At 64.2% G+C, this 16,739-nt stretch carries 19 protein-coding genes; 17 read left to right on the top strand and 2 right to left on the bottom strand.

Annotated features, from left to right (window positions below):
* The first annotated feature begins 9 nt into the window (after positions 1-9).
* The 12 genes from BT183_RS03140 to BT183_RS20405 all read left to right on the top strand — a co-directional run bounded on the left by BT183_RS03140 (position 10) and on the right by BT183_RS20405 (position 7,488).
* Positions 10-1,761 carry a DNA polymerase gene (locus BT183_RS03140; RefSeq protein WP_210185435.1) on the top strand — a complete coding sequence of 584 codons (1,752 nt, stop codon included), beginning with the start codon at positions 10-12 and terminating at the stop codon, positions 1,759-1,761.
* A gap of 11 nt (positions 1,762-1,772) precedes the next feature.
* Positions 1,773-2,000, top strand: coding sequence for a hypothetical protein (locus BT183_RS03135; protein ID WP_072338942.1), 228 nt, complete (start codon positions 1,773-1,775; stop codon positions 1,998-2,000).
* The gene (locus BT183_RS03130; protein ID WP_280173924.1) at positions 1,997-2,830 is read left to right on the top strand and encodes a hypothetical protein; all 834 of its coding nucleotides are present in this window, start codon (positions 1,997-1,999) and stop codon (positions 2,828-2,830) included. Before BT183_RS03135 ends, BT183_RS03130 begins: the two co-directional genes overlap by 4 nt.
* Positions 2,794-3,303 carry an HAD family hydrolase gene (locus tag BT183_RS03125; protein ID WP_084603214.1) on the top strand — a complete coding sequence of 170 codons (510 nt, stop codon included), beginning with the start codon at positions 2,794-2,796 and terminating at the stop codon, positions 3,301-3,303. Before BT183_RS03130 ends, BT183_RS03125 begins: the two co-directional genes overlap by 37 nt.
* On the top strand, positions 3,300-3,728 hold the full coding sequence (locus BT183_RS03120; RefSeq protein WP_072338938.1) for a hypothetical protein: 429 nt from the start codon (positions 3,300-3,302) through the stop codon (positions 3,726-3,728). Before BT183_RS03125 ends, BT183_RS03120 begins: the two co-directional genes overlap by 4 nt.
* A gap of 11 nt (positions 3,729-3,739) precedes the next feature.
* Complete coding sequence (locus BT183_RS03115; protein WP_072338936.1) at positions 3,740-3,997, top strand: hypothetical protein; 258 nt, start codon at positions 3,740-3,742, stop codon at positions 3,995-3,997.
* Positions 3,994-4,185 (top strand): hypothetical protein, encoded by a 192-nt coding sequence (locus BT183_RS03110; RefSeq protein ID WP_072338934.1) that lies wholly within the window; start codon positions 3,994-3,996, stop codon positions 4,183-4,185. The genes BT183_RS03115 and BT183_RS03110 overlap by 4 nt, the downstream gene beginning before the upstream one ends.
* A gap of 63 nt (positions 4,186-4,248) precedes the next feature.
* On the top strand, positions 4,249-4,440 hold the full coding sequence (locus BT183_RS03105; RefSeq protein ID WP_072338932.1) for a hypothetical protein: 192 nt from the start codon (positions 4,249-4,251) through the stop codon (positions 4,438-4,440).
* 40 nt (positions 4,441-4,480) lie between these two features.
* Positions 4,481-4,885: a hypothetical protein gene (locus BT183_RS03100; RefSeq protein WP_143145642.1), complete on the top strand. Its 405-nt coding sequence runs from the start codon at positions 4,481-4,483 to the stop codon at positions 4,883-4,885.
* Positions 4,836-5,084 (top strand): hypothetical protein, encoded by a 249-nt coding sequence (locus BT183_RS20410; RefSeq protein WP_143145641.1) that lies wholly within the window; start codon positions 4,836-4,838, stop codon positions 5,082-5,084. Before BT183_RS03100 ends, BT183_RS20410 begins: the two co-directional genes overlap by 50 nt.
* Positions 5,084-6,601: a portal protein gene (locus tag BT183_RS03095; RefSeq protein WP_072338928.1), complete on the top strand. Its 1,518-nt coding sequence runs from the start codon at positions 5,084-5,086 to the stop codon at positions 6,599-6,601. The genes BT183_RS20410 and BT183_RS03095 overlap by 1 nt, the downstream gene beginning before the upstream one ends.
* Before the next feature lie 8 nt (positions 6,602-6,609).
* Positions 6,610-7,488 carry a capsid assembly protein gene (locus BT183_RS20405; RefSeq protein WP_072338926.1) on the top strand — a complete coding sequence of 293 codons (879 nt, stop codon included), beginning with the start codon at positions 6,610-6,612 and terminating at the stop codon, positions 7,486-7,488.
* Positions 7,489-7,522: 34 nt separating this feature from the next.
* Here BT183_RS20405 and BT183_RS03085 read toward each other — a convergent pair whose 3' ends face one another.
* A complete protein-coding gene (locus tag BT183_RS03085) occupies positions 7,523-8,470 on the bottom strand; it encodes a calcium/sodium antiporter (RefSeq protein ID WP_072338924.1) in 948 nt (315 codons plus the stop codon).
* Between the two features lie 122 nt (positions 8,471-8,592).
* Complete coding sequence (locus BT183_RS03080; protein WP_072338922.1) at positions 8,593-9,060, bottom strand: tellurite resistance TerB family protein; 468 nt, start codon at positions 9,058-9,060, stop codon at positions 8,593-8,595.
* A 660-nt stretch (positions 9,061-9,720) separates the two neighbouring features.
* Between BT183_RS03080 and BT183_RS03075 the strand changes: the two genes are divergently transcribed.
* From BT183_RS03075 to BT183_RS03055, 5 genes are all read left to right on the top strand, one after another.
* The gene (locus BT183_RS03075) at positions 9,721-10,710 is read left to right on the top strand and encodes a phage capsid protein (protein ID WP_072338920.1); all 990 of its coding nucleotides are present in this window, start codon (positions 9,721-9,723) and stop codon (positions 10,708-10,710) included.
* 65 nt (positions 10,711-10,775) lie between these two features.
* Positions 10,776-11,375, top strand: a complete 600-nt coding sequence (locus tag BT183_RS03070) for a hypothetical protein (protein WP_072338919.1) — start codon at positions 10,776-10,778, stop codon at positions 11,373-11,375.
* Entirely contained in the window at positions 11,375-13,729 is a 2,355-nt protein-coding gene (locus BT183_RS03065) for a phage nozzle protein (protein ID WP_072338918.1), read from the top strand. The genes BT183_RS03070 and BT183_RS03065 overlap by 1 nt, the downstream gene beginning before the upstream one ends.
* Positions 13,690-14,277 (top strand): virion core protein, T7 gp14 family, encoded by a 588-nt coding sequence (locus tag BT183_RS03060; protein WP_143145640.1) that lies wholly within the window; start codon positions 13,690-13,692, stop codon positions 14,275-14,277. The genes BT183_RS03065 and BT183_RS03060 overlap by 40 nt, the downstream gene beginning before the upstream one ends.
* Entirely contained in the window at positions 14,278-16,728 is a 2,451-nt protein-coding gene (locus BT183_RS03055) for a hypothetical protein (RefSeq protein WP_143145639.1), read from the top strand.
* Positions 16,729-16,739 lie beyond the last annotated feature (11 nt).

Genomic DNA, 16,739 nt, shown 5'->3' with positions numbered 1-16,739 from the left:
TGGAGTTTCATGCTCACCCTGATCGCTGACGCGGAGACCAATGGGTTCCTCCGCCAGATGACGTGCGTCCACATGCTGCAGATCGGCACTGAGGACGGCGACGATGTCGACGTTTACGCCGACCAACCGGGTTACCCACCCATTCAAGAGGGGCTTGATCGCCTCTCGGCCGCCGACCGCGTCGTCTTCCACAACGGCGCCAAGTTCGACTTCCACGCCATCAACAAGGTCTACCCGGGCACCCTCCGGCCGGAACAGATTTGGGACACGCTGCTCGCGGCCCGTCTGCTGTTCAACGAGGAGAAGGAGCACAGCCTCAAGGCGTGGGGCAAACGCCTCGGCATCGAGAAGCTCGACTACGAGGGCGGCTTCGAGACCTTCAACGAGGACATGGTCGTCTACGGGGCGCAGGACATCCGCGTCGGCCGGGCACTCTACCATTACCTGCTCAAGAAGATGGAGGGCTGGGAATGGGATCAGTCGCTCCAGATCGAGAACCTGTTTGCCATCGTCATCGGGCTGCAGGAGCAGAACGGCTTCCCCCTCAACGTCGCCAAGGTGGCGGCCAAGGTGGGCGACCTCAAGCAAGAGCAGCACGACCTCACCCAGCAGCTCCAGGCCGCCTTCCCGCCGATCATCCACGAGCGCTACTCGCCCAAGACCGGCAAGCGCCTCAAGGACAAGATCGAGGTGTTCAACCCCGGGAGCGGCCAGCAGGTCGCCCGCCGGCTCACCGAGCGGTACGGCTGGAAGCCAACCAAGTTCACCGACAGCGGCATCCCCGCGACCGACGAACAGGTCATGGCGGGTCTCAAGTACCCGGAGGCCAGGCTGCTGCTCCGCTATGCCCGCATCGCCAAGATGCTCGGGCAGATGTCGGACGGCAAGAACGCTTGGCTCAAGCTGGTCGATGCCGAGACGGGCCGCATCCACGGCGCCGTCAACACGCTCGGCACCGGCACCGGCCGTTGCACCCACTTCAAGCCCAACGTGGCGCAGGCCGACAAGGAACTGCGTGAGCCGTGGGAGCCCCGCAAGGGCTGGGTGCAGGTTGGCTGCGATGCCGAAGGGCTCGAGTTCCGCATGCTGGCCCACTACATGGCCCGGCTCGATGGGGGCCGCACCACCGACACGGTGCTGAACGGCAACAAGTCCAAGGGCACCGACATCCACTCGCTGAACCAGCGGGCCGGGTCTCTGTACCTGCGCGACAGCGCCAAGACCGCGATCTACGCCCTGATCTACGGGGCGGCCGATCCGACCCTCGGCAAGACCGTGTTCGACGATGCCCGTGCGGCCGGCAAGCCTAGGCCGGTGGGCAACCAGAAGCTGCACGGAGCGCGTCTCCGTGAGGCCCTCGGCAAGGGAACGCCCGGCCTGACCAAGCTCATCGAGCAGGTGGTCAAGACGGCCAAGAAGCAGGGCTACGTCAAGGGGATCGATGGGCGCAAGATCAAGGTCCGCTCGTCGCACTCGGCATTCAACTTCCTGCTCCAGGGTGGGGGCGCCATCGCGATGAAGGTGGCCCTCAACATCTTCCACTTCGAGCGCGTCCCCGCCAGAGGCTGGGTCCACGCCCGCGACTTCGCCTACCTCGCCAACGTCCACGACGAAGTCCAGGTCGAGTGTGTCCCCGAACTGGCCAAGGCCATCGGGGCGGAGCTGGCCGACTGCATCCGCGAAGCGGGTGAGCGCCTCGGCATCCGCTGCCCGCTCGCCGGCTCCTTCGACATCGGTGCCAACTGGCACGAAACCCACTGAGAGAGAACCAATTGATCGACAACGACACCGTCCAGCGTCGGCTCACCGCCGTCGCCTACGCGCAGGCTCATGCGCAGGCTATCGGCTTGGCCTGTCCTGTCTGCACCCTGCAGATCGCCAAGGGCATCGACACGTTCCTGACCACCGGCGAGGTGACCGGTGAGCATCTGGACAGCGAGCCTGAGGTTGAGGTCGTGTCCGACGACAACGTCACCCCGTTCCCCCGGAAGCCGAACTGAGGGCTCTCCTCGACGGCGACATGCTCATCTACCGGGCCGCGTTCGCTTCCCAGACCACCGTCGATCTCGGCGACGGTCTGGGGAACACGCCCATCGTGGACGAGGATGAAGCCATAGCCGAAGCGATGCGCCTCGTCCGCAAGTGGACGAAGCTCGCTCGCTGCACCGAACCGGTTCTGGTCCTGTCGGCGGTCAAGTCCGACAGCTTCCGTCACCGCCTCTGGCCAGCCTACAAGGCCAACCGCACGGCCGAGAAGCCGGCCGCCTATAACGCCGTCCGCGCCGCACTCTCCGACGAACTGGAAGTGCTGGCCGAGCCCGGCCTCGAGGCGGACGATCTCCTCGGCATCTATGGCACCGAGCCCGGCGCCGAGGTGGTGGTCGTGTCCGGTGACAAGGACATGAAGACCCTGCCGACACTCGTGCTGAACCCCATGCACGAGGACAAGCCGACCCGCATCAGGCCCACGGTGGCCGACCAGATGTGGATGAAGCAGACCATGGTGGGAGATGCGGTCGACGGCTACCCCGGTATCCCGAAGGTCGGCCCGGTCACCGCCCAGAACCTCATCCTGAACCCAACCCGGCTGCGCAAGACCGTCCAGTACGTCGGAAAGCGCAACCCAAAGCCCGTCGAAAAGTGGGTCGAGGGCGAGCCGTGCAGCGTCTGGCAGGCAATGGTCGACCGCGCCGCTAGGGCCGGACTGACCGAGGCCGAGCTGGTCGCGCAGGCACAGCTGGCCCGCATCCTGCGGCACGGCGACTGGAACCAAGACACTCGTACCGTCCGCCTGTGGACGCCCAATGGCCCGAAGGAGCTACCCCTCTGACACTCTACCTCGACCTCGATGGCGTCCTCGCTGACTTCGACGCGGGCGCCGAACGCGCCATCGGCACCACGAACACCTACAAGTGGGAGTGGATACATGGGCCTGCCGCCTTTTGGACCGCCCTGAACGCCGACCCGAACTTCTTCTACCACCTCCCCATGACGCGCGATGCGGACGTCCTGTGGGGCGCCGTGGCGCACCTCCACCCGACGATCCTTACGGCCCTGCCGAAGCGCGACAGCGCCTCGGTCGACCAGCAGAAGCGGGCATGGGTGGCTGAGAAGCTGGGCACCGACGTCCCCGTCATCACCTGCCTGACCAGCGAGAAGCCTGCCTATTGCCTGCCGGGTGACATTCTGGTCGACGACCGCGCCGTCAACGCTGCAGCCTGGGCGAACAAGATGGGCAACTTCGTCCTGCACGTCGGCGCCCACACCTCCATCAACACCCTTCGACAACTCGGGATCATATGACCAACAAGCCTGTCGTCCGCACCTTCGCCACCGGCGCCAACCGCGACCTGGACGAGAACAAGCTGGACTTCGAGGCCTTCCTGTCTCCGCTCGTCCTGCAGGACTATGCCGTCTACATGCACGGCAAACGCCGTCTGGCCGATGGCTCGCTACGGGACGGAGACAACTGGCAGAAGGGCATCCCCGTCGATGCCTACATGAAGTCGCTGGCCCGCCATTGGCAGGACCTGTGGCTCCACCACCGTGGCTACGCGGACCTCGCCGTCGAGGACTATCCGACCACGCTGGCGGCCATGCTGTTCAACGTCATGGGTGCCTACGACGTCTATCTCAAGGCCGAGCGGGCGAAGCAAAACCTAGCCGCCGCCCCAGCCGAACCGGCACCTGCCGCCTCCACCGAACCCAATTTCATCCTGATCGACTGAAAGAGATCACCATGCTCGCTCGTCTCCTCGCCTTCGTCGCCGCCATCATCGACCGCGTCGTGCCTGCCAAGCCGATCCGCCCCTACGAGGATCAGGCCACGGCCCTGATCAACCGGATCGACGCCGACGCCCGCGTGGCTCTCGACCACTCGGTCGCCCTGACGGAAGCTGCCGCCACCCTGATCGTCAAGTCGCAGTCGACCCGCGACTACAGCCGCAAGCTGTCCAGTCTCGCTGGTCGCCTCGAAGGCGCTCTGACCGCCAAGTGAAGGTCTACATCGTCTCCGGCACCACCGAGAGCGGTGACGACTACCTCTACGTCTGGCGCAATCCTCCGGACTACGTCGACTTCCTGACGGCCATCCGCAAGGACTGGCCCGACGAGTTCGACGAGGATGGCCTTGACGCAACGATGAACCTCCCCGACGCCGCCAGCGCGTTAGAGACGGAGGACTGACCAGTAGGGGCTCGCTTCGGCGGGTCCCTATTTTTTGGACCCTCTTGAACCCCCGAAACCGAAATGATTGACCCAGCCGATCTACCCCAGCTGAACGCTCAGGGCCTCATCGAATTGCTCGACCAGGCCTACCCGCACGAGTGCATCCGGCCCGACGAGGACATCATTGCCGCTCACCGACGCGCCGCCAAGCGCGAGCTGGTGGACGAACTCATCAACCTCTTGAGCCAAGCTCGGGATGCGACCGAGGAGTAGGGCGCTGTGCAGGGTCGAAGTGGACCCAGGCGCCTTCTTCATGTTCCTCCAGATAAACGGCTACCCGTTCTTCTGGTCCCTCGACGAACTGGCAGACTGCCTCCGCGTCAACATCCTGTCCCCGGACGGCTCCCTACTCGGGGTCGCGTGGGGCAGCTGGGACGAACCGGGCATTCTCAGGTTCCACGGATGCGCCGCCAAAGGCGCCCGGTTGCCGTTCTTCACGAGCGACCTCGTCGACCAATTGTGCCGCCTTGCGTTCGCCGTAGGCGCCGACAAGGTCGTCACCTCTCACACCCTCAATCCCAACCGGAAGCCGCTCGACCGGTTCTTGCTCATGCTCGGTTTCGAGAAGGAGGACCAAGGCTTCTCCCGAAACCTATGGACCGAACCACATGGGCAACAAGAAGAAGAACACCACTCAGGCCGCCTCGAACAGCGATAGCGCCGAACTGCAGGCGGGCGTGAGCCCGGCCGCACCGGCCCCCGCTCCGCTGATCGCCATGGCCCTCTCCGACCCCGACGCGCTCGCCAATGTTAAGCGCCGGGTCGATCAGGCGAAGGCCAAGAAGGGCCGCTCGTCTCTCCGCATTCCCCTGGGGTCCGCCCAAGGCGCGACTAGCGGCATCGCGATCCCCGTCTAATGGCAGGCGCCAAGACGCGGTATCAGGCGCTTGCCGTACTGCGCGATCCATTCCTTCGCCGGGCTCGTCTGGCCTCATCGCTGACGATCCCGAGCCTTATTCCCCCCGAAGGGCACAACGGCATGTCCGACCTCCCGCAACCCAATCAGGGTCTCGGCGCTCGGCTTATCGTCCACCTCGCCTCCTACTTTACGTCGGCCCTTCTCCCGCCGGGACGCAATCTTTTCAGACTTGGAGTTACCCCGGCGGTACTCCTCAAATCTCCAAACAATGCCGCTCCTCCCGACCTCGAGCTGAAGCTCGGGCAGATCGAGAAGATCCCCCACAACGAGATCGCCCTGCGCGACTGGCGGTCCCCGACGACCGTCTCGCTGCAGCACCTGATCGTCGGTGGCAATGTCCTGGAGCAGATGCTCCCCGACAACCGGATCATCACGCATCCGCTCGACCGCTTCGTCGTCGTTCGCGACCCTGCCGGCAACCTGATCGAATTCATCATCGAGCAGCTGCTGGACCCCGCGTCACTCCCCGACCAGCTCAAGGCTCTCGTGCCTGCCGGATCGACCGACGCCGCCGCTGGCAATGTCCGCCTCCACCTCTACACCTGGGGTGTGCTGAAAGACGGCCAGTGGGATGTCCATCAGGAACTCGAGGACCAGACAGTCCCGAACTCCGCCGGTGTCTACGAGGCCAAGTACCTCCCGTTCTTCGCCCTCCGCTGGACGGCGGTCGCCGGCGAGAGCTACGGCCGAGGGAAGGTCGAAGACCACATCGCCGACCTCATCACGTTCGACGGCCTCTCCAAGGCCATGCGTGACGGTGCTGCCATGGCATCGCGCAACATCATCATGCTGCGCCCCGGCGCCGCTGGTGGCGTGAACCTGCGCCGCAAGGTCTCTGGTGCCAACAACGGCGACATCATCACGGGCAACCCCGAAGATGTGAACATGCTGCAGTTCACCAACCTGACCGGCATGCAGATCGTCCAGGTCGAACTCGAAAGCCTCCGCCGGGAACTCGGCGCCGCCTTCATGCTCACGTCTGCCGGCGTCCGTAACGCCGAGCGTGTCACCGCCGAGGAAGTCCGACGTGTCGGGCAGGAACTCGACAGCGTCCAGGGTGGTGCCTTCTCGGCCCTCTCCGGCGCCATGCTGCGGGCTCGCGTGGATCGGCTGATCTACCAAATGCGGAACAACCGGCAGCTCCCCGAGTGGGACGATACGGTCATCGACACGACGATCCTCACGGGTCTCGAAGCGCTCGGCCGCGAGGCCGAAACGGCCAACGTGGCGCAGGCTCTTGGTCTGCTGCAGGGCTACCCGCCCGAGGCCTATCAGGACTACGTCAAGTGGCCGGTGATGCTCAAGAAGGGCTTTGGCGGGCTGGGCCTTGCCGATGCTGTGAACACCGAGGACGAAGCCAACGCGATCCGCCAGCAGAGGCAGGAGCAGCAGATGATGGCTGACGCCGTGAAGAATGCCGCCGGGCCTGCCGTTCAGGCGGCTGCGGCCCAATAAGGGAACCCATGACTGACACCAATACCGGAGCCGAGGCGCAAGCCCCGGTTCCCGGCTCCCCCGAATACGATGCCGCCATGGCGTCGAAGTTCCGCGACAGCAACTCCGTCGCGGACACCAGCCTCCTCGCCGCGTTCGGCAATGCCGAGGCGACCCCTCCGGCCCCGGCAGATGTCGAGAAGCCGGCCCGCCCCGAGAACGTCCCGGAGAAATTTTGGGATGCCGAGAAGGGCGTCGTCCGCACCGACGAGCTGCTCAAGTCCTACACGGAACTCGAGAAGGGCAAGACGCCTGCCGTCGAGACCCCGGACCCCAATGCCGCTGCTGCGACCCCCGAGGCGAATGCCGAAGTGCAGAACGCCGTGGCCGCTGCTGGGCTGGACATCAACGCCCTTGGCCAGAAGATCGCCAGCGGTGGCGACATCGACGACGCCGACTATGCGGCCCTCGAGAAGATCGGCTTTGCCCGTGAGGTGGTCGAAGGGATCGTCGCCGGCCAGCGCCGCGCCAACGAAGCGGCACTGCAGGACGCCTACAGCTACGCCGGTGGCGAGCAGGCGGCGACCGACCTGATGAAGTGGGCGGGTGCGAACCTGCCGGACGACCAGAAGGCCGCCTACAACCAGATGCTCTCAGGGCCGAACTGGAAGGTCGCCCTCGACACCCTCAAGTCGCTCAAGGCTGCTGCCAATCCGGCCAGCCGCGAGCCCAACCTCAACGCAACGGTCCCCAATGTGGGCGGCGGGTCGACTGTCGGTTTCCAGACCGAGGGCGAAATGCATGCCGCCATGCGGGACCCGCGCTATTTCCAAATGGACCCGGTGGGCGAAACGTACAGACGCGAAGTCCAGACGAAGGTCCAGTACGCGGCGTATCGACGTCGCTAACTCACGGTGGGGGCTTAGGCCCCCGCCCTTTTCTTCAGCTGCGGGCTATCAAGGCCGATACATACGCGACGTAAGCTGTCAGCATGATGGCCCCTTCCCAGCGTGAAACGCGACGACCCGTCGTTGCAAAGACCACTAGTACAGCGGTCACCCCAAGCAGAACCCAAAGATCGAAGCCGGCTATTTCCGCGGGCACATCGATCGGGGTGACGATCGCCGACACCCCCAAGATGCCGAATATGTTATAGATATTTGACCCGACGATGTTCCCAAATGCAACGTCGGCCTGCCTTCGCAACGCAGCCGCGATAGACGTAATCAGTTCGGGCAAAGACGTCCCAACTGCGACAATCGTCAGGCCAATAATAGTCTCGCTAACGCCTGCGAGAGATGCAAGGGCAACTGCGCCGGAGACAAGAAGGCGGGCGCCGAATATGGTCAATACCAAACCAATAATAGTGAGCCCAATAGCAAGCATCAGACCGATGCGTGGCGCGGACGCCTCGTCAAGCGTGTGGACGTTGCCCGCTGGTGCAGGCTGCCGACGCTCCGAGAGAAATGTGAACACCACGTAGACAATGAGCGCGGTGACGAGGAGCAGCCCTGAAAGCCGATCGATCCGGCCGAAGAGTATCACTGCGGCTGCCGCCAAGGCTGCAATAAAAAGCACCAGACCGTCGCGCCTAAAGGCCTTCGGATCAACGGCGAGGGGCAGCACAGCAGCGGAAAGTCCAAGGATCAGCAGGATATTTGCGATGTTGGATCCTACGACATTGCCAACTGCGATCCCCGGAGCGCCCCTGAGCGCTGCTTCCAGACTGGTGACAAGCTCTGGGGTAGAGGTGCCGAAACCGACCAGCGTGAGGCCAATCAACAGTGGCGAAACCCTCAGGTGCTGCGCCACTGTCACGGCGCCCCTTACCAACAGGTCGCCACCCAGAGCCAGCAAGATCAGGCCAATCAGGATTTCAATCGCAACCATCTTCCCGGGTCCTCGATCAGCAGTTTGTGGAGCGCGTGTAGAGTACCGCGCTCCAACACTTGGCAGGGATTATGGGGCAAACGCAAATCTAATGTGATAGCTCGCCCGCGTGTATGTCGCCTTCAGACCGCCCTCATGGTGGATATTCGTACGAGCGCAGCGACCTCCTTGGGGTTGGAGACGCCGTCTGCTTCTAGTACGGATCGACACATGCCAAGCAACGCGTCGAATTGAGCGGCCGTTAGGTTAGCGTCGGCGATCCGGCGTTCCGCATTCTGGTCTGCTGTGGCCTCGTCAGCGGCGAAAGCGATCACATGCGTTTCCATCTCGCGTGCCACATCATCGACTGCAAACGACCTCAGCACCGGGTGCTGCTTGAAGAGGTTGATTATTCGCCGGTGTTCGGAGATGGACGCGTTCCCATCGGCATGGGCGATGATCATGCCCGCTGCGACCGCCGCCTCCATGAAGGAGATGTGGACACTCAAATGCGGGTCATCACCGGCCTCGACATCAAGCCGTTCAGAGTCGTTCCGGCTGATCGGCCGCTTTGAGAACATTGCGCCATCGACATCAGTGTACTTGGCCATCCGCAGATTCTCCTCTCGATGCAGGAGAACCGGGAACCGGCGAATACCGGTCCTACAGCCAAGCCCTCCTGACTGTGAACCGACATCGCACCGACTTTTGGGACGGTGCCAGAGGGGCCCGGACACAACGTTGATTTGGGTGCGCGATCACGAGGCGACAAGTGTGGGCCGGCTCTATTTTCTTCCGATAGGCCGCTCATTCGTCGATCACTCTCGCCAATCCCTTGACCTTGAGCGCCACGGCGAAGACGGCAGACGCTGCCCTTCTTTATGCTGAACGAGCATCGGTCTCCGAAAACCGAAGGCTGCGGGTTTGAACCCCGCCACCCCCGCCATCCCATTCCCATCAGCTGCTGTCCCTCCCTCCGGCAGCTGTGCCCCTGGCTCCCCTCACGGGTCGTAGCCGGGGCTCTCTTTGACTGCTCACGCCTCTCAATGACGCGCACCCCGAGCAGTCCCTCTACCCCTCCGGTCTAGCCGCCAGAGGAAAAGGTGTGAGCCTGCAAGTAAGACCGGACGGCTAATCCGGCGACACGCAAGACATCCCTTGGTGACCCTCAAGTACCCAGTGCCCGCTACGGCGGACAACACTGGCGGAACGATCCCGAGCCGAAACATCCGCCCAAAAAAACCAAAAGCCCAACAAGGGATCGACTATCTATGACTGACTCGGCACCCAGCCGTTTCCTCCAGGGTCAGGCCTCTGGCACCTCCCTGAACGACATGCGGACGCTCGCCCTCGACATCTTCGGCGGTGAAGTCCTGACTGCTTACGACATGGCCCTGCAGTTCGCTGACAAGGTCCAGAGCCGCACCCTCGGTGGCGGCGCCCGCTCCGCTCGCTTCCCGAAAATCTGGAAGGCCAGCGGTGAATACCACACCGCCGGTAAGGAACTGCTCGGCAACGAGATCGAGACCGGCGAGATCACCATCACGCCCGACGAGCTGCTCGTGTCGCACACCGCGATCTACGACCTCGACGACATGCTGTCGCACTTCGACGTGCGCTCGCAGTTCGCCAAGGAACTCGGTCAGGCACTCGCCCGGATCAACGACAAGAACGTCGCCCGCCAGATCGTCCTCGCTGCCCGCAAGCAGGCGGATGGTCCGTTCCCCGGCGGCAACGTGATCACCGACGCGGCCCTCACCAACTCCGGCGTGATCGACGGCAAGGCCTGGATCGACGGCATCAAGGCCGCCAACCGCGCCCTGTTCAACAAGGACGTGCCCGAGACCGAGCAGCGCTACCTTGCGGTGAACTGGGATGTGTTCGACGCGATCAAGTACGCGACCGACAGCAATGGTCGCTACCTCGTGCTCGACCGCCAGCTGATCGGCTCGCAGGGCCAGGGCCTCGCCGGCCGTGATGAAACGCTGCAGATCGACGGCGTGACCGTCATCAAGACGCGCAACCTGCCGACCGCCGACGAGAGCGCCCTGAACACGGTCTACTCGAAGTACCGGGCCGACTTCTCCAAGACCACTGGCGTCCTCTGGACCCCGATGGCCGTGGCCTCGGTCAAGATGCGTCAGGTCACCCTCGAGAACACCCGTGACGTTCGCCGTCAGGAGAACTTCATGGTCGCCTCGAGCCTGACCGGCAACGGCGCCCTGCGCCACGAGACGGCGGTCGAGTTCAAGACCGCCTAATCCCCAAACCACAGCAGGCCGGACCCTTCGGGGTTCGGTCTGTTTTTTCGATTGGACCCTTTCCAATGGCAACCTACCGCCTCGACGCGATCAACCGGTGCCTCGATGCCATCGGTGAGAGCCCCGTCAATTCCCACAAGTCCGGCGTTCCCGACGCCGAAGACGCCTCCCGCGTGATCGACCGGATCACCAAGGAAGTCCTAGAGCCCGGCTGGGTGGTGAACACGGTCGTCAAGACCCTGTCGCCCGATCTGGACGGCGTCATCAAAATCCCCCCGAACGTCATCAAGGTCGACACCGTGGGCCGCGACAAGCGCCTCGCCGTGACAGTTCGGAATGACACGGACGGCATCGACAAGCTGTTCGCGATCAAAGACCAGAGCTTCATCTTCACCGCCCCCGTCCTGACCGAAGTCGTCTACTACTTCGACATCGACGGTCTGCCGTTCCCGCTGCAGAACTACATCGCCGCCAAGTCCGCCCGCGTCTTCCAGGAAAGCTCCATGGGCTCCGTTGCCCTCGACAGCTTCACTGTCCGGCAGGAGAAGGAGGCGCTCGCGATGCTGCAGGACTACGAGGCCGAGCAGGAGGACAGCAATGTCCTCACCGACAGCGCCTACATGCGCATCGTCACGGGGCGGAACAACCCACTCGCAAGGATGTAATGGGCCGCCTCGTCGAGGGTCAAATCCCTCAGATTTTCAATGGCGTCTCGCGTCAGCCCCACTCCGTCCGGTTCCCCGGGCAGGTCGAGGACGGCGAGAACGTGATCTTCTCGGTCGAGACCGGCGGCTTCTCGAAGCGCTACGGCACCCGGATCAAGAAGAAGCTGACCGGCCTGTCGGCTGGCAGCACCCGCAAACTCCACATTATCAACCGTGACGTCGACGAGCGCTACCGCGTGGTGCTCTCGCAGGGCAGCCTGCGGGTCTACGACGAGAACTACGACGAGCGCGTCGTCAACGCGGACGCCCCGAACCTCGCGTGGCTCAACGCCAACCCCGACGACTTCATCCTGCTCTCGGCGCTGGACTACACGTTCATCGTCAAGCGGACCGACGTGGTCACGATGGGGTCAGCTGTGGCCCCCGGTGCGCCCTCGATGCTGGTCCTTTACGTGGCCGCTGTGCCCGAGGTGACGGCGGCGTCGAGCTACATCGTCAAGATCACTCAGGGCAGCACCAAGACGGCGACCTACAAGGCGGCCATCGCAGGGGGCACGACCGGCGCTGACAGCACAACGGGCGACACCACCCTGACCATTGCCGAGGGCCTCAAGGCCAAGCTCGTCACGGCGCTCGGTTCCGGCTGGACGGTCACCAGCTCGGGCTCCTTCGTGTTCATCAAGCGCGACGACAACACGGCCTTCACCGTGTCGACCGACGCCCCCCGAGGTGACACCGCGCTGCTCTCCTACAAGGACACGGTCTCCGATCCCTCGAAGGCCCCGGCCCGCGCCCTGCACGGCATGATGCTCAACGTGAAGAACACGGTGGGCAATGGCTACTGGATCAAGTTCACCGCCAATGACGGCACGGCCGGAGAGGGCATCTGGGCGCAGGGTCTGACCCCGGGCACCCGGACGACCTTCGACGCCAACACCATGCCCCGCGCCCTGACGCGCAACGAAGACGGCACGTTCACCCTCGCGACCCTGACGTGGGACGCCCGGCCCTCGGGCGGCGAGGAGGACAGTCCTGCTCCCGACTTCGTGGGGCAGCGCGTGATGGACCTCGTGTTCATCCGCAATCGCCTCGGCCTCGTGGCCGGCGAGACGGTGTTCTTCTCGGCGGCCGGCGACTACTTCAACTTCTGGCCCGAGGGCGCGACCGAGCTGCTCGACACCGATCCGTTCGGATTGACCAACACCACCACGTCGGTCTCGCGGTTCTTCTTTGCGGTCCCGTTCCGGCGCTCGACGTTCGTCATGGGCGACAACGCCCAATTCGAGATCGGCGGCGCCCTGCTCACCCCGAGCCTCGCCTCGATCGACCTTGCGACCACCTACTCGGCCTCGACCGTCTGCCGCCCCGTCAGCGTGGGTGACGAACTCTACTTCCCGGCGGAGGTGGGCAACGTCGCGACCATCCTGAGCTACGTCTATGACGAGGCCACGGTGTCGGAGACGGCCAACGACGTCACCAAGCACGTCGAAGGGTTCATTCCGGCGCCCGTGCGAGAGATCATCGGCGACCCCATCCGGGGCGTGGTGATTGCCCGCAGCTCGGCCGCAGCCAGCGACCTGTTCGTCCACAAGTTCTACTATCAGGGCACGGACAGGGTGCAGTCGTCCTGGTCCCGGCACCGCTTTGCCGGGCACGTCATCCGGTCCATCCAGATGCTCGACGGCGTCATCATCCTGCTCGCCGAGTGGAAGGGTGCCGTCTGGCTCCTTGAGCTGCCGAGCGTCGAGGACATCTACTCCGACTACGAGTGGGTGCCCCGGATCGACAACCACCAGTTCGTGACCGGCGTCTACTCCGCGTTCAACAACCGGACGACGTGGGAGCTGGGCTTCAACGCCACCGACCCGGTGGCCATCACCTCGAAGCTGTTCCCGAACAACAAGGGGATGCTCTCCATTCCCCTGACCGTCACCGGCACGACGGTCTATGCGACCGGCGACTGGTCGGCCTATCCGGTGATGATCGGCGAGAACTTCGACGCCTTCGTCGAGCTGTCCAAGCAGTTCCTCCGCAACGACAACAACACGGCCATCATCAACGGCCGGCTGCAGCTGCGCCGCATGTCGGTCCGCTACACCGACACGGGCTACTTCACGGTCGACGTGACGCCTCAGGGCCGCCCGACCAAACGCTCCGTCTACAACGGTCGCGTCCTCGGCTCGAGCGACAACCAAGTGCAGAAGTTCTCCATCCTCGGAGGCAGCTTCGCGTTCCCCGTGAAGTCGCATGCCGAGACCGTGGTGATCCGCATCGGGTCCGACAAGTTCATGCCGTTCTCCATCGTCTCTGCGGCGTGGACCGGCTTCTTCAACGAGATCAGCAGGCAAGGATAATGGGTGACCCCATCAGCATGGGTCTCGCCGCTGGCCAGCTGGTCATCGGTGGGATCGGTGCGCTAACTCAGGCGAACAACGCCAAGAAGGCCGAGCGGGCTCAAAAGGATACCGCGCAAAAGCAGACCGCCGAGGTGTTCCTCGAGGTCGCTCGGCAGCAGCTCGAAGTCAATCGCATTGCCAACGAGCAGAAGTCCGACCGCATCCGGCAGGCCAATACGGACCTCGCCGGTGCCCGGATGTCGGGCATGGAGCGCGGCGTCTCCGGCACGACCATGTCGCAGATGATCCGCAACATCGCCTACCTCGACGGTGCAGACGTCGCCCGCATGGAGCGGAACCGGCTGTCCAACATCGCGGCTGGCGAGGCGTCCAAGCGGTCGGCCAAGAACGGCTTCATCGAGAGCGTCAACATCGCCGCCAATCAGGCCTCCGCCGCGACCACCTCGGCATGGCTCGGCTTTGCCGGGTCCGGGCTGCAGATCGCCGGCAATTTCTACAACCAGAACACGCAGCTCAGCGCTGCGCAAAACAACCGAGGATGGTAAATGGCAGACACCGGTAAGTCAGTCCGCGTTGCCCGGACGCAATTCGCGGGCAAACTGGCTCAGTCCGGTGTGCCCACGGAACGTTCGCAGCTGGTGGGCCAAGAGGTTCACCAGTACCGAGACACCGAGAGCGATGCCCTCTATGCCCTGAACGACTCGATCTCCCGCTTCATGGGGGCCGGGGTAAACGCCCTGGCCTCCGTGCAGGAGGGCTATCAGCGCGGCAAGCTCGCCGAGATCGAGCAGCAGAACAAAGCCCAGAAGCAGCAGGCCCTAGGGGATGCTCTGGCTGGCAAGGAAATGGACCCCGATCTCGTCGGGGACGACGACTACTATTCCGCCTTCCGCTCGGTCCGGGCACAGCGCGACGGCTTCGACGCCGCTCAGGACTTCACCGAATGGTACATGAGCGAGTGGCTGCCCGGGAACCCCACGGGTGACCTCGCCGCCGCCCGCCAGCAGTGGGCGCTCGAGAACCTCATGGGCTCGGACGATCCCGACTACGAGGGGCAGCTGATCGCCAGCTTCTTCGACCGCACGGACGGCCTGCTGCCCGAGCACATGAAGGCGGCGATCAAGTACCAGACCGACCGGGGCATCGAAGCCCTTGGCCAGCTGGTTGAGGCCGACGTGGCCTCTGGCTCGATCACGCCCGAGAAGCTGACCGACTACTTCAACAAGGCCAGGACGCTCGATCCGCTCAACGCGGCCGAGGCGCCCACTCGAGTGGTCAATGCGCTGCTCGTGGCGGCCAACAACCACCCCGAAAAGATGCTCGCGGTGGCCAAGATGCTCTCTCAGGAGGGCACCGGCGTGAACGGCAGGTCCTTCGCGCAGTCCTTCCCCGACGCCTACGCGTCATTCCAGACGAGCGCAGTCGCGGCCTACAACGAGATCAACTCTGCGGCCGAGCTGGAGAGCTTCACGTCTCTGCAGGATCGCATCCGTGAGGCCAAGTCTGCCGAAGACCTCAAGTCGGTAACGGTCGACGCGCTCAAGCACCGCCAGCAGTTCGGCAACCCCGGCCGGATCAATACGCTGCTCGACCAGATCGACACAGCACTCGGGTATGTCGCCAAGGACCTAGACCTCGCAGCGTCCACGATGTCGTGGATCGGCGGCGACCGATCGGTCGACCCCTCCGATGTCCGCAAGGGCTTCCCCAAGATGCTCGAGCAGATGGGCCTAGCGACGATCCTCGACGCCGAGCCCAAGCAGGCTGCTCAAATCCTCAACGGGATGGGCGGGCTGGTGCCTGAGGAGGCCAGTGCGGTCCTCACCGCCGCGATCCTCGACACCCGCAGCCCCGAAATGCAGGCCCGAGCCATCGAGACGCTGAACATCCTGTCGGCCACCACCGGCAAGGAAGCTGCGTCGGCCTACCTCTCGTCCGCCGCCAAGAACCTCTACGACCACGCCTACACGATCCAGGCCGCTTCTCCCCATGAGCCGCTGGACGCGATCCTGGCGCGGGTCAACGAGGCTCGCGACAAGGTCAAGGACTGGGACGTGACGTGGCAGAAGATCACCAAGGAGCCCGACGCCAAGGCGGCCGACACAAGGGTGAACGACGTCGTCAAGGCACAGCTGAATGACCGGCTCGGCACTGGCGGTTGGTTTCAGGCAGAGGTGATACTGCCCCTCGACCTCACGAGCACGGTGCTGGAACGCGCGCGGCTCAAGGCCATCGAGTTCGAGGCTTCCGGCCTCGGCTGGGAGGCGGGCGTCCGCTCTGCGGTCGATCAGGTGGTCTCGAATTATGACCTCCTGCCCGTCGCGAACGGGAAGACCCGGCTGACACCCAACGCCGCACGGAACAGCCAGTACGTCAATGACGACGGCCAGTTCGACACGCGCATCCGCATGGGGCGCGAGGTCATCAACCCGGTCACCGGCCGCCCTGTCGACACCATTGCGGTGTTCGAGCAGGCAAAGCAAGGCTTGCGCAGGGCCTTCCCCGCACTGCTGCCCGGGGGCAATCCCGACCACATCTACCTCAATGAGCCGATGAACCCGGACATGAAGGCTCGGGGCATGTTCGACGTGCGCGGGCCGGATGCGATGCCTCTCACCTTCGCCGCTGGCGACACCGTGACCCTGCAGTCGAAGGACTCGACGGTCGCGCCGATGGCAGTTGCCGCCATGGGGGTGGTCGGTAGCGTCCGCCTCGCGCCCAACACCCCGTCGCAGGCGGTCACGATCCCCGCCAACGCGGCCGAAATGAGCAAGCTGTTTGACCTCCCCGAAGGATTCGGATGGGTCCGCGTCGACACCCCTGCCGGCGTCGTCTGGCAGATGGGCTACCGCCCGAACTTCGGCGATCAGGCCGGCAAGACGCTGGACGAGCAGGAAGCTGCCTTCCAGTCCACGCCGGCTCCAGTTGAGCCTCCGCAGCCTCCCGCTCCGGTCGGCCTCCCGATGGGCATCATCGACCCCGTCTACACCCAATAACCAATAGGAGA

This window comes from Devosia enhydra (genome assembly GCF_900119845.1).
In the GTDB taxonomy this organism is placed as follows: domain Bacteria; phylum Pseudomonadota; class Alphaproteobacteria; order Rhizobiales; family Devosiaceae; genus FPKU01.
Note: the sequence above shows the minus strand (reverse complement) of the source record. Positions and strands in the feature narration are given on the sequence as shown.

What these genes read in the sequence shown, in the direction of transcription:
- BT183_RS03140 (WP_210185435.1), top strand. Translation starts at nt 10, where the DNA reads ATGCTCACCCTGATCGCTGACGCGGAGACCAATGGGTTCCTCCGCCAG.
- BT183_RS03120 (WP_072338938.1), top strand. Translation starts at nt 3,300, where the DNA reads ATGACCAACAAGCCTGTCGTCCGCACCTTCGCCACCGGCGCCAACCGC.
- BT183_RS03055 (WP_143145639.1), top strand. Translation starts at nt 14,278, where the DNA reads ATGGCAGACACCGGTAAGTCAGTCCGCGTTGCCCGGACGCAATTCGCG.
- BT183_RS20410 (WP_143145641.1), top strand. Translation starts at nt 4,836, where the DNA reads ATGGGCAACAAGAAGAAGAACACCACTCAGGCCGCCTCGAACAGCGAT.
- BT183_RS03070 (WP_072338919.1), top strand. Translation starts at nt 10,776, where the DNA reads ATGGCAACCTACCGCCTCGACGCGATCAACCGGTGCCTCGATGCCATC.
- BT183_RS03095 (WP_072338928.1), top strand. Translation starts at nt 5,084, where the DNA reads ATGGCAGGCGCCAAGACGCGGTATCAGGCGCTTGCCGTACTGCGCGAT.
- BT183_RS03105 (WP_072338932.1), top strand. Translation starts at nt 4,249, where the DNA reads ATGATTGACCCAGCCGATCTACCCCAGCTGAACGCTCAGGGCCTCATC.
- BT183_RS20405 (WP_072338926.1), top strand. Translation starts at nt 6,610, where the DNA reads ATGACTGACACCAATACCGGAGCCGAGGCGCAAGCCCCGGTTCCCGGC.
- BT183_RS03115 (WP_072338936.1), top strand. Translation starts at nt 3,740, where the DNA reads ATGCTCGCTCGTCTCCTCGCCTTCGTCGCCGCCATCATCGACCGCGTC.
- BT183_RS03100 (WP_143145642.1), top strand. Translation starts at nt 4,481, where the DNA reads ATGTTCCTCCAGATAAACGGCTACCCGTTCTTCTGGTCCCTCGACGAA.
- BT183_RS03085 (WP_072338924.1), bottom strand. Translation starts at nt 8,470, where the DNA reads ATGGTTGCGATTGAAATCCTGATTGGCCTGATCTTGCTGGCTCTGGGT.
- BT183_RS03075 (WP_072338920.1), top strand. Translation starts at nt 9,721, where the DNA reads ATGACTGACTCGGCACCCAGCCGTTTCCTCCAGGGTCAGGCCTCTGGC.
- BT183_RS03080 (WP_072338922.1), bottom strand. Translation starts at nt 9,060, where the DNA reads ATGGCCAAGTACACTGATGTCGATGGCGCAATGTTCTCAAAGCGGCCG.
- BT183_RS03065 (WP_072338918.1), top strand. Translation starts at nt 11,375, where the DNA reads ATGGGCCGCCTCGTCGAGGGTCAAATCCCTCAGATTTTCAATGGCGTC.